The 10,630-nt window shown below is 49.4% G+C and carries 15 protein-coding genes; 12 read left to right on the plus strand and 3 right to left on the minus strand.

Annotation, left to right across the window (positions count from 1 at the left end):
- Nucleotides 1-76: 76 nt before the first annotated feature.
- Nucleotides 77-616: a toxin YdaT domain-containing protein gene (locus GF617_RS21175; protein ID WP_099531221.1), complete on the minus strand. Its 540-nt coding sequence runs from the start codon at nt 614-616 to the stop codon at nt 77-79.
- Between the two features lie 39 nt (nt 617-655).
- Entirely contained in the window at nt 656-865 is a 210-nt protein-coding gene (locus GF617_RS21180) for a helix-turn-helix domain-containing protein (protein WP_099531219.1), read from the minus strand.
- A gap of 109 nt (nt 866-974) precedes the next feature.
- Between GF617_RS21180 and GF617_RS21185 the strand changes: the two genes are divergently transcribed.
- From GF617_RS21185 to GF617_RS27570, 3 genes are all read left to right on the plus strand, one after another.
- Nucleotides 975-1,676, plus strand: coding sequence for a helix-turn-helix transcriptional regulator (locus GF617_RS21185; protein WP_172751077.1), 702 nt, complete (start codon nt 975-977; stop codon nt 1,674-1,676).
- Between the two features lie 21 nt (nt 1,677-1,697).
- Nucleotides 1,698-2,852 carry a type I restriction endonuclease gene (locus GF617_RS21190; RefSeq protein ID WP_103285403.1) on the plus strand — a complete coding sequence of 385 codons (1,155 nt, stop codon included), beginning with the start codon at nt 1,698-1,700 and terminating at the stop codon, nt 2,850-2,852.
- 256 nt (nt 2,853-3,108) lie between these two features.
- Nucleotides 3,109-3,543, plus strand: a complete 435-nt coding sequence (locus tag GF617_RS27570) for a hypothetical protein (protein WP_198579665.1) — start codon at nt 3,109-3,111, stop codon at nt 3,541-3,543.
- Here GF617_RS27570 and GF617_RS27575 read toward each other — a convergent pair.
- A complete protein-coding gene (locus GF617_RS27575) occupies nt 3,479-3,754 on the minus strand; it encodes a YdiH family protein (protein ID WP_375290870.1) in 276 nt (91 codons plus the stop codon). The genes GF617_RS27570 and GF617_RS27575 overlap by 65 nt on opposite strands.
- A 106-nt stretch (nt 3,755-3,860) precedes the next feature.
- On the opposite strand from GF617_RS27575, the gene GF617_RS21205 reads away from it, so the two are divergent.
- The 9 genes from GF617_RS21205 (at nt 3,861) to GF617_RS21240 (ending at nt 10,527) form a co-directional block, all read left to right on the plus strand.
- Complete coding sequence (locus GF617_RS21205) at nt 3,861-4,067, plus strand: hypothetical protein (protein ID WP_016156718.1); 207 nt, start codon at nt 3,861-3,863, stop codon at nt 4,065-4,067.
- Between the two features lie 11 nt (nt 4,068-4,078).
- Nucleotides 4,079-4,240, plus strand: a complete 162-nt coding sequence (locus tag GF617_RS21210) for a YdaE family protein (RefSeq protein ID WP_057064861.1) — start codon at nt 4,079-4,081, stop codon at nt 4,238-4,240.
- Between the two features lie 139 nt (nt 4,241-4,379).
- Complete coding sequence (locus GF617_RS21215; RefSeq protein ID WP_203452391.1) at nt 4,380-7,208, plus strand: RecE family exodeoxyribonuclease; 2,829 nt, start codon at nt 4,380-4,382, stop codon at nt 7,206-7,208.
- Nucleotides 7,209-7,219: 11 nt separating this feature from the next.
- Nucleotides 7,220-8,332 (plus strand): RecT family recombinase, encoded by a 1,113-nt coding sequence (locus tag GF617_RS21220; protein ID WP_203452392.1) that lies wholly within the window; start codon nt 7,220-7,222, stop codon nt 8,330-8,332.
- A gap of 34 nt (nt 8,333-8,366) precedes the next feature.
- Entirely contained in the window at nt 8,367-8,711 is a 345-nt protein-coding gene (locus GF617_RS21225) for a hypothetical protein (protein WP_203452393.1), read from the plus strand.
- Nucleotides 8,704-8,898, plus strand: coding sequence for a hypothetical protein (locus GF617_RS27225; protein ID WP_016156723.1), 195 nt, complete (start codon nt 8,704-8,706; stop codon nt 8,896-8,898). The genes GF617_RS21225 and GF617_RS27225 overlap by 8 nt, the downstream gene beginning before the upstream one ends.
- On the plus strand, nt 8,895-9,137 hold the full coding sequence (locus GF617_RS21230; protein ID WP_016156724.1) for a DUF4060 family protein: 243 nt from the start codon (nt 8,895-8,897) through the stop codon (nt 9,135-9,137). The genes GF617_RS27225 and GF617_RS21230 overlap by 4 nt, the downstream gene beginning before the upstream one ends.
- A gap of 63 nt (nt 9,138-9,200) precedes the next feature.
- Nucleotides 9,201-9,473, plus strand: a complete 273-nt coding sequence (locus GF617_RS21235) for an excisionase (RefSeq protein ID WP_032170291.1) — start codon at nt 9,201-9,203, stop codon at nt 9,471-9,473.
- Entirely contained in the window at nt 9,442-10,527 is a 1,086-nt protein-coding gene (locus GF617_RS21240) for a tyrosine-type recombinase/integrase (protein WP_203452394.1), read from the plus strand. Before GF617_RS21235 ends, GF617_RS21240 begins: the two co-directional genes overlap by 32 nt.
- The last annotated feature ends 103 nt before the right edge of the window (nt 10,528-10,630 follow it).

Consider the following 10,630-nt stretch of genomic DNA (forward strand, 5'->3'; position numbering starts at 1 on the left):
TCGTAATTTCTGCCTGGAATTACACCGAAGGTCGGTTCCGTTGGCGCGGTCCGACCTTTACCTTTTTTTGAGCCCGTCATATAGCCCCCAGCATCATCTGCACCATCTCCATCAGCGGGCCAGTTAGCCCAGGGTCAACGCGGTACATCTCCACGATCCCCTCGCTCAGCTCTTTCAGCTTCTGATGACGCGGCGCATCCATCGCGACAGCTATCTTCGCTTCGCTGGTTTCCTTCTCCATACGTGCCAGGCGAGCCATGATGTTGTCTTCTGGCAGCAGGCGACTGCGGTACACAATCGGCAAGACAGCGAGAATTGCCGGTGTCAGCTGGCGGACGTTCTCGCGGTAACGCTCGCTGTTGAAGTGGTTGTCCAGGAAGCGAAACAGCTTCTGGCGCTTTCGGCAGAGATCGCCAGGGAAAGTGATGTCATCACCACCCTGCGCCTGGTACTCTTCGATGATCAGAGCAGAAACGACATCCTGACCATCTACACCTGCCCATGAACGAACGGCATCTCGAATATCTTCGTGACACGGTCCCTTATAGGGTTGAGCGCGATTTATCACCGCTTGTTGCGGTACTCCTGTATCCTGGTAAAACGTAAGTGATTGCATTTGCAGCCCCCTGAAGGTTAGCGCCGCCGGTCAGACGGCTTAATGTGGAAATAAATCGGATAAGTCAGGCCTGATTTCATGGGCTTTGACCTCACCATTAGTAGCCTTGACGATTGATAGAACGTGCTTTGGGGATACAGATCCTCCGTTCAACCACTTATGAACGGCTGGTTGAGAAACTCCACAGGCGTCAGCAAGCCTTTGCTGACTCCCCACGATTTCCAGTGCCTTGTAAATAACTAAATTCATAAATCATTCCTCGAATGGTGATTAACAATGAAAAGATAACCTAAGTTATGCCAGCAGTCCATAATATTTGTTATTTTACTTTCTATAACCACGGTTATAAATTGACGACATGAAAACCTTCGCAGAACGATTAATCGCCGCCATGACCGCAGCAGGCTTGTCCCAAGGGCAGCTAGCTGAACGTGTTGGACTCTCACAACCGGCGATTCAAAAAATGACATCAGGAAAGACAAATGGCAGCCGTAAGATGGTTGAGCTTTCGCGTGCGCTAAGCGTCAGACCTGAATGGCTGAGCGCAGGAAGCGGTCCGATGCGTCATGAAGACAACATCCCACCAGAGAAAGAGTGGGGGAAAATTGACTCATGGGACAGAAACACACCGCTTCCTGAAGATGAAGTGGAGATCCCCTTTTTGAGAGATATAGAGTTTGCTTGTGGTGACGGCAAGGTTTCTGACGAGGATTACAACGGTTTTAAACTGAGGTTTTCGAAAGCGACTCTGCGCAAGGTAGGTGCTAACACTGATGGCTCAGGTGTTCTATGTTTCCCTGCGAGAGGAAATAGTATGGAACCCAATATTCCTGATGGCACTACGGTCGCTGTAAACACAAAAGATAAAAAAATCGTTGATGGGAAAATGTATGCCATCAACGAAGATGGGTGGAAAAGAATTAAACTGCTTTATCGCACAGGACCCGAGATGATCAGCATTCGCAGTTACAACAGTGCTGAGTATCCATCTGAGGATAAAAATCTAGGAGACATAGAAATTATAGGCAGGGTTTTTTGGTGGTCAGTTTTAGACTATTAACACAGATATGGGACACCCCAAATGGATGCATTTAAAAACAGGTTAAAGCTTCATAGTGATCATGTTAAAAACGTTGGACTGCATTGCACTACTGAAGAAACAACAAAGCAGGCACTAATTTTACCATTTTTGGATATTCTCGGTTTTAGTCCATACGATCCACAAAAAGTAAAAGCTGAATATGGTGCTGATTTTCCTGGGGTGAAAGCTAATGAGCGGGTTGACTATGCCCTGTTTTGTCAAGGGATTCCAGTCATGTTCATTGAAGCCAAAGCCTATAAAGAAAAAATTGATAATCACTGCCCGCAGTTATCAAGATATTTTAACTCAACCCCAGAGGTAACAATCTCAGCCATAACCAATGGAGTTGAGTGGAGATTTTTTACTGACCTAAAAGAGAAAAATATTATGGACCCCACTCCATTCTTAAAAATAAGAATGGATGAAGCTACAGACGCTGATGCTGAGCAACTGTTTAGATTTAGACATGACAAGTTCAAGCCCGAAGCCTTAAGAACCCTCGCAGAAGAAAGCGTATACCTTTCCGCTTTTACTAAAACAATAAGTTCAAGCCTTCGAGAAGTTGACCAGGAATTTGTTAGATATGTAGCAAGCAGATCTAATGTAGAAAGACAATTGAACCAAAGATTTCTTGAGTCGATAACACCATTAGTTAAACAAGCAGTAGAATTATCAGTAAGTGCCATGGTAGTTTCTGGGCTATCTGGAAAAAACCCAACAGAATCCTTGCACGATGAAGTTCATGACGAGAACGAACAAGAAAAGTCTGATGCACAAGCGGATGTTGTAGACCCAGATAATCCTAATATTGTTACTACTCATAACGAAAGGCAGCTCTTTGATAAAATCGTATCAATCATTGGATTTGAGCACGACATTCAATACAAAGACACTGCATCGTACTTCGGTGTTCTCTTCCAGGGTAAAACGAACCGCTGGATAGTTCGCTACTATGATAAGAAATCGAAATCATCGATCCAACTACCTATAGATTTGAATGACATAACAATTAATGAAATCTCTAGAGCAGGATTAACCTGCGATGCTTCAAGGATTTACATGGATAATCCTGAGGATATTTTGAGGATATCGGGATTAGTTCTTGATTCTTTTGAGTACGTAAAAAACGACGAAAATTTCCGCAAGAAGCAATAACATAACCGGCCTCATGGCCGGTTTCTCCTTCGCCATCCTAAAGCAATAAATCCACTTCTGCTATCCATACCCCATTTTTATAAAATTAAATTCCCTTTGTTATTATGCACATATAACTAAATTCCCATTTTTATAAGTTAAGTTATGGACAATATCGATAACTATAGTTATTCTTACCTCATAGCGAAACACTAAGCGCATCAAGTTCAAACGTTCCGCCAGCCTGGCGACAAGGGCAAAGCACAGGAGCTGTGAGATGGAAGAGTTAAAACACGTAATCGCATTGTTGCTGGAAGACGTCAAACGCTTGCAGCAGATTAAGCCAAACGCAGGTACTGAGGCCCGCATTACACAGGCTATAAAAGTGCTTGAACCTGCCTTTAACGCCAAAATCGAATGCTCAACAAGAAAGGCATCGCTCGAAGCCCCAAAAAAAGCCGAAGAAACCATTATTTTTGATGGCGTGCTAGCTAATGAACAGTTTGCAACTCATGTGGTGGATAAATTTCACCCTACCATTTCTCGAGTGATTGAAGAGATGGTTTTGAATGGCAAGCCGGAAGATCAAATTAAAGAAGCCGCAGCAACAACCGGCAGAGCAATCGTTGCTGGGGTAAGGGAGTTAATTAGAAGTGCCTCCACTCGTTTGAAGGGTGAGCCTTCGCCTCACGCTCAAGTTCAGAAGGACTAAGTTCGAGAAGGTCGGCAAATCTGGCCCTTAACCTTTGAACTTCGCAAAGAAACTCAGCTTCATTGCAACTATTTTGGGGTGGATTGTGGTGAAGAAACTGAAATGCGAGTTGGGTTATATCAATATTATTTTTCATTTTTGAATTCCTTGCTGGCTGTGTGAGAACTACCAGCATACCACCGAGCCTGAAGTGGATAAAAGACAGGCACATAAGAGTGGGTTTCGCGGTGGTGAACTGCAGAGTTAAAACGCTCAACTGTGAAGATCAGCGTCACGGCACCACCAGCGAAGTTCACTCAGCAATAGTGGAGAACATCATGGTTCATCAGCACTACGGTACACAGACGGTAAACCGCGGCGCAGTTCAGCCTGGAATGCTCGTCAAACACAAGGATTCAACCTGGACGGCATCAGCTAATGCTCGTGGTCGTTTGTATCTGCATCGCGGCGTTGAGATGACTTACACCAGGGATTTGCTGGTTGAAGTTTATCTGAACGGTCTGGGGAATGGCCTCAGCCATTAACGGAGAGTGTCATGCAAGACAAGAAATGCGGTTATTGCAGCAAACCGGTTAAACCGGAAGAGGTAATCAAAAGCACCCTTCTCTATCGCAACGGCTCACTGCTGGCGCGCAAAGAGAAAGAGTACTGTTCCAGACGTTGCGCTTCGCACGACCAGATGGCTCACGAAGGCTAACGTACACCCCGCGCAAGGCGGGATCTACGTCCGGTGCCACCGACCAAAGTTACACCGGAAACAACATCAAAACCAAAGTTAACCCAATGGGCGCTATCAATGGTCCGGGGATTCTAACACCCAAAAATGAGGATCTCACATGGAATTCTTTTATGTGGTTAAAGCCACTCAGAAATCCGGAAAGCAAGATGCAGTGATTTGGTTCACTGCTAAAACCGAGGCTCGCGCCAACCTGCAGCTGGATGTTGCACTGGAAGATGCAGGCATCGAAACCGGCCGTGGTAAGGACTACGCCAAACCTATTCGCACTGATTTCCCGGTGTACAACGACCTGCCAGAAGAAGGCGAAGTTGATTTCACATGGTGCGATCGTTACGAACTGGCTGAAGACCAGCGCACCTGGAATGTTAAACAACAGGCTGAAGATGAGTCTGTCGACGACGCGGATACTGAAGACAGCACCGCAGAAGAATCTCAGCAGTCAGAGCAGCCGAACCTGATCGTCGTTGCCACCCTGCCATTCCGTCAGCGCGTACTGGCTCAGTTCATCGGTGATGGTGAATATCTCTATCACGTCGACGCTGGTCAGAAAAACGAGATTGTCCGCCTTGAGATGGACACTGATAACGCGTACGCCCAAAACCTGCTGCTGGCTGCTGAGAATGTGGAAGCATTCAAAAAAGCCATTGAGCACGATATCCATAAAGTCGTGAATGCCGTTAAGAAAGCCTTCCCTGTCGACGGTAAAAAACCGGAACTGGCAACAGTTATCCAATTCCTGACAGTGTGGTTCAAAACTGATTACATCGATCGCGGCCTGCTGGTTAAAGAGTGGAGCCAAGGTAATCGTGTAACAACCATTAATCGCACACCTTCAGGTGCGAACGCCGGTGGCGGCATTGTCTCTGACCGTAAATTCCCGCAAACCATTCTCGGTCTGGAGCATGAGATTGCTCTGGCGCTACGTGCCCGTGACCGCGAATTTGATATTTACAACGTCCCTCTGGATATAGAACTGCAGGCAAACTCCATTATGAATAAGATGGACGATTCCGAATGGCTGGCGACTCGAGAGAGGTTCGTTTCAATTCCTGGTGGCCTGGACTACTCACGTGCCTGCATCATCGCAACAGTAAAAACCACACCAGAAGGGCTTTATGCTGATCCTGTAAAACACCAAGAATATTTGAATAGAGTACTTACGGAAACCGACCACGCCAACCCAGATCCATTGCTCGTTGATATAGCCTGCGGTCGTTCGTCTATGCCTGTACCTATGAAACAGGAAAAAGTAACGGCCGAAGAGGTAAACAAAATTCTTGCAGCTTCCCGCGGCGAATATGTCGAGGGGATTAGTGACCCTACAGACCCGAAATGGATCACAGAAAACCTCGCATTAACCGCCCAACAAATAGATGACCGTTCACCACTTAATGAGGAAACCACCAGCGATGTGCAGATGGAAGAAACTGTCAGTGATGAAGAACAGGCTGGTAATGAAGTACAGTCAGGCGAAAGCAGTCTGGAAACTGGTGAAGAGTCACATACCAGCCAGCAAGCCGATGTAAACCAGAATACAGATTCTGTCGCCCAAAATTGCGGTTCTGTAAACCAGACTAAACCAGTTTTGGCGCAAACCGAACCCGAAGCGCAATCTGACGAACCAGCTGTTGTTTACCCCGCTTACTTCGAGCCAGGCCGCTATGAAGGTCTGCCGAACGAGGTTTATCACGCAGCCAACGGTATCAGCTCTACCCAGGTGAAAGATGCGCGTGTGTCGCTGATGTACTTCAATGCGCGCCACGTAGAGAAAACCATTATCAAAGAACGCTCTCCTGTTCTGGACATGGGTAACCTGGTGCATGCGCTGGCGTTGCAGCCAGAGCAGCTCGATGAAGAATTTAGCGTTGAACCCATAATTCCGGAAGGCGCATTTACCACCACGGCAACGATCCGCGAGTTTATTGATGAGTACAACGCCAGCTTGCCAGCGCAACTGAGCGCCGACGATATCAAAGCTTTGCTCGAGGAATACAACGCTACTCTGCCTGCACAACTGCCGCTCGGCGGGTCGCTGGAAGAAACAGGCCAGAGCTATATGTCGCTGCCCGAAGAGTACCAGCGTATCGAAGCAGATCAGAAACAGACCGCCTCAGCGATGAAAGCTTGCATCAAGGAATACAACGCCACTCTGCCTGCACAGGTGAAAACCAGCGGTAGCCGCGATGCGTTACTCGAGCAACTGGCAATCATCAATCCTGACCTGGTTGCACAGGAAGCGCAGAAGCCTCAATCGCTGAAAGTCTCCGGTACCAAAGCAGATCTGATTCAGGCCGTGAAGTCTGTTAATCCGGATGCCGTCTTCGCCGACGAACTGCTGGATGCGTGGCGCGAGAATCCGCAAGGGAAAGTGCTGGTCACCCGCCAGCAACTGAGCACCGCACTGGCCATTCAAAAAGCACTGCTCCAGCACCCGACCGCCGGCATGTTGCTTCAGCACCCGAGCCGAGCCGTAGAGGTCAGCTACTTTGGCTTTGACGATGAAACCGGGCTTGAAGTCCGCGTTCGCCCCGATCTTGAGATCGACCTGGACGGGGTACGCATTGGTGCCGACCTGAAAACCATCAGCATGTGGAACATTAAGCAGGAGGGACTGCGCGCCAAACTGCACCGCGAAATCATCGACCGTGACTACCACCTGAGCGCGGCAATGTATTGCGAGACAGCTGCGCTGGACCAGTTCTTCTGGATTTTCGTCAACAAAGACGAGAACTACCACTGGATCGCCATCATCGAGGCATCAGCCGAACTGCTGGAACTGGGCATGCTCGAATACCGCAAGGCGATGCGCGCTATCGCTACCGGCTTTGACACTGGCGAATGGCCAGCGCCGATCACCGCTGATTACACCGACGAACTGAACGACTTCGACCTGCGCCGCCTTGAAGCGCTGCGCACTCAGGCATAAGGGGACAAATCATGGAAAACACCAATATTGTTACCGCTGAACAGCAGGCACCGAACACCATTTCTGCCAGTAACGCGATTTTTAACGTTCAGGCATTAACGCAGCTTCAGTCAGTGGCGGGCCTGATGGCACAGGCTGCCGTCACGGTTCCCGAGCATCTTCGCGGGAATCCTGCCGACTGCATGGCAATCATCATGCAGGCCATGCAATGGGGCATGAACCCTTACGCAGTGGCGCAGAAAACACACCTGGTGAACGGTGTGCTGGGCTATGAAGCGCAGTTGGTAAACGCGGTGATCTCAAGCTCTAACGCCATCGTTGGCCGCTTTCACTATGAGTACGAAGGCGACTGGTCGAAATGCGCCAGCAGCCGCGAAGAGATCGTGAAGAAGCCTGCAAAAGGCGGTGGGACTTACGACAAGAAAGAAATGGTACGGGGCTGGAACAGCGCCGATGAGCAAGGTTTGTCGGTTCGTGTGGGCGCCGTCATTCGCGGCGAAAGCGAGATTACCTGGGGCGAACCGGTATTCCTCTCCAGCGTGATTACACGTAACTCTCCACTGTGGATTTCGAACCCGAAACAGCAGATCGCATATCTGGCCCTTAAATACTGGGCGCGACTGTACTGCCCTGCGGTCGTTCTCGGCGTGTATACCCCGGATGAAGTCGAGCAGCGCACAGAGAAGGAGATTAACCCGGCGCCGCAACGCGTTAGCCTGGCGGATATCTCAGGTGACACCGTCACAACCACGCAAAGCGCACAGGAATCGTCGGTAAATATCGACTCACTGGCCGATGATTTCCGCGAACGCATCGATGCTGCGCAGGATGTTGATAGCGCCAAAGCACTGCGCGCTGATATCGAAAGCGCGAAGGTCACGCTCGGTTCTGCCCTGTTCACTGAGCTGAAGAACAAAGCGGTGAAGCGCTATTACCTGGTTGATTCACGTAACAAGGTTGAAGCCGCGATCAACTCTCTACCGTCTCCGGATGAACCGGGCTCAGCAGAGCGATTCGCCGAAGTTGAGCGAGTGCTGGCAACCAATAAGCGTCACATGGGCGACGAGCTGCACGATCAGTTCAGCATCACCCTGGCGGATATGAAACCGGAATACGTGGGCTAAGGGAGGCGGGAGGGTTCGCCCTCCCGGTAACGACATGAGTAAATCTTTAAACGCACGCTGCATTCGTCGCTGGAAAATTGAGTTCAAAGGCCGTTGCGATTCGAAAGTAAGTCCTTGGTGGCGCAAACACCACCTCCGCGGTTACATCCGGGAATGCGCCCTGACAACTGCCGACTGCATGGTTGAGCGTATGGCTGAGGACAACGCTCTGGTAGATTTTCAGGGTAATGGTCGAGGCTGGTCACCTGAGTTTTCAGCATGGTACAGCGAACGCCGCGCACAGTATCGGACAGAAGCTCTCACATATCTCAATCATGATGCCACCAATGACGAGATCGACGAGGAAATTCAGAACGAGCTGGAGGCCTGGAATGACTGAGCTGAATTATAACCCGGCAGACCCCGACAAAATGAAACTCCCGAAGGGTAAGACTTGCGGCGACTGCGCCCATATCCGCCGCTGTAAGACAATTTTCGGGCATACCGAAACTGATACATATTGCGATTGGTCGCCGTCTCGAGCAATTTTCCGTCAATCATCCAACCCAGATGGCGGTGAAGCATGAAACTGATTAACCGCGGCAATCAGCAATCCCCGATAGCGCGTCAGGCATGCGACATCGCGCTGGCCACTCATCACGAACGTTACGGCGACTACGGACGCAGCAAGATGAAGGAGACATACACGGTGAGAGTTGAAGGCGTGAAGGTCTGGGTTGAGGTGGTTAACCGTAAGGCGAGCTATGTAGCCACGGCAATGACAGGTATGCGCAGGCTGCGCGCACTGCCGGGTCAGGTTTCTTGATATCGATATTTCATTAACAGTTTTCCGGCAGCTCTATAATGAGTTGCCGGATCCGGAGGTAGTATGGCCAAGCTTCTTAATCTGCAGGAATGGGCGAATTCGACTTATTCAACCCCGCCGTCTCTTTCAACACTTCGCCGCTGGGCGCGGGAGGGGCGCATTTACCCTGCTCCGGAACTTCACGGAAAAGAATATAAGGTTCAGCCTGACGCCATCTATGTGGATCCGAGCAAAAAGAACCTTCGTCCCAAATCAAAACGCTTAGCGCTGCCAACTGGCGGCACTCTACTGGAGAGACTGACTCATGGCGAAAAGGCCAGTACGTTACGACGCTAACCTGCCCCGTAACCTGACCTATCGTAAAAGAGACAGGCTTTATAGCTGGCGAAACCCGATTACCGGTCAAGAATTATCTCTTGGCCGGATCGACAGAAAGGACGCCATTTCTCAGGCCATCGAGGCCAACAACTACATCGACCAAAATTACCTTCCGTCAGCGCTGCTTGACCGCATAAAGGAAACACCAACGTTTACGGTTAAAGCGTGGCTCGAGCGCTACGAAGTAATTCTTGAGCGAAGAGAATTGAAGCCCAACACGATGAAGGTCAGGCGCAATCAGATCGCCACTATCAGTGATGAATTCGGACGTATGCCGCTATCGTCGGTCAGCACGAAGGATGTATCTACTTTCCTGGAGAGTTACATACTCTGCGATAAGAAGAGCATGGCCTCCGGCCTGCGTTCGGTATTGTTGGATATTTTCAGAGAGGCGATCGTCGAGGGACATCTTGAAAGGAATCCGGCAGAGCCGACAAGAACGCCGACACCCAAAGTGAAGCGCGAGCGTCTTCTACTTGAACAGTTCGAGATAATAAGGGATGCCGCAACCGCCCATTCCGAATGGGCTGCAAACGCATGTGATCTGGCACTTGTCACCGGGCAAAGAAGAGAGGACGTATCGTTGTTCAGATTCAGCGATATCAGGGATGGAAGGTTGTTTATCACGCAGGAAAAGACAGGTCACAAATTGGCGTTGCCACTTGATTTGCGACTGGACTCTGCTGATTTGGTATTGCAGGATGTTATCGATCGTTGCAGGAAAAACAACCCGTCAGACTTCATGCTGTTTTCAGCGGTGAGACGTGGAGGCAGGAAGCCTGGTCCGTTAACTCCGGACGGAATTACCCAGGCATTTTCTGACATCCGGGATTCTACAGAGTTAAAGTTTGGTCCCAACCCTCCTCCTTTCCATGAGATCAGGAGCTTGGCGAGCAGACTGTATGAAAGGGAGCGCGGAGAGGATTTCGCACAGAGACTGCTGGGGCATAAAAATTTAACAATGACCAAAAAATACCTGGACGCACGCGGTGCAGAATATGTTATGGTTTAGACAGGATATGGAAATTTCGAGTAATTTTCGTGGGATTTCGTGATGGCACCGAAAAAACCCAACGAAAACAAGCACATAAAAAGAGACCGAATACGATTCCTGT

The organism is Lelliottia sp. RWM.1, from assembly GCF_016859735.1.
Classification (GTDB): Bacteria; Pseudomonadota; Gammaproteobacteria; order Enterobacterales; family Enterobacteriaceae; genus Enterobacter.

What these genes read in the sequence shown, in the direction of transcription:
- GF617_RS27225 (WP_016156723.1), top strand. Translation starts at nt 8,704, where the DNA reads ATGACTGAGCTGAATTATAACCCGGCAGACCCCGACAAAATGAAACTC.
- GF617_RS21185 (WP_172751077.1), top strand. Translation starts at nt 975, where the DNA reads ATGAAAACCTTCGCAGAACGATTAATCGCCGCCATGACCGCAGCAGGC.
- GF617_RS21210 (WP_057064861.1), top strand. Translation starts at nt 4,079, where the DNA reads ATGCAAGACAAGAAATGCGGTTATTGCAGCAAACCGGTTAAACCGGAA.
- GF617_RS21220 (WP_203452392.1), top strand. Translation starts at nt 7,220, where the DNA reads ATGGAAAACACCAATATTGTTACCGCTGAACAGCAGGCACCGAACACC.
- GF617_RS21225 (WP_203452393.1), top strand. Translation starts at nt 8,367, where the DNA reads ATGAGTAAATCTTTAAACGCACGCTGCATTCGTCGCTGGAAAATTGAG.
- GF617_RS27570 (WP_198579665.1), top strand. Translation starts at nt 3,109, where the DNA reads ATGGAAGAGTTAAAACACGTAATCGCATTGTTGCTGGAAGACGTCAAA.
- GF617_RS21190 (WP_103285403.1), top strand. Translation starts at nt 1,698, where the DNA reads ATGGATGCATTTAAAAACAGGTTAAAGCTTCATAGTGATCATGTTAAA.
- GF617_RS27575 (WP_375290870.1), bottom strand. Translation starts at nt 3,754, where the DNA reads ATGTGCCTGTCTTTTATCCACTTCAGGCTCGGTGGTATGCTGGTAGTT.
- GF617_RS21240 (WP_203452394.1), top strand. Translation starts at nt 9,442, where the DNA reads ATGGCGAAAAGGCCAGTACGTTACGACGCTAACCTGCCCCGTAACCTG.
- GF617_RS21175 (WP_099531221.1), bottom strand. Translation starts at nt 616, where the DNA reads ATGCAATCACTTACGTTTTACCAGGATACAGGAGTACCGCAACAAGCG.
- GF617_RS21235 (WP_032170291.1), top strand. Translation starts at nt 9,201, where the DNA reads ATGGCCAAGCTTCTTAATCTGCAGGAATGGGCGAATTCGACTTATTCA.
- GF617_RS21180 (WP_099531219.1), bottom strand. Translation starts at nt 865, where the DNA reads ATGAATTTAGTTATTTACAAGGCACTGGAAATCGTGGGGAGTCAGCAA.
- GF617_RS21215 (WP_203452391.1), top strand. Translation starts at nt 4,380, where the DNA reads ATGGAATTCTTTTATGTGGTTAAAGCCACTCAGAAATCCGGAAAGCAA.
- GF617_RS21205 (WP_016156718.1), top strand. Translation starts at nt 3,861, where the DNA reads ATGGTTCATCAGCACTACGGTACACAGACGGTAAACCGCGGCGCAGTT.
- GF617_RS21230 (WP_016156724.1), top strand. Translation starts at nt 8,895, where the DNA reads ATGAAACTGATTAACCGCGGCAATCAGCAATCCCCGATAGCGCGTCAG.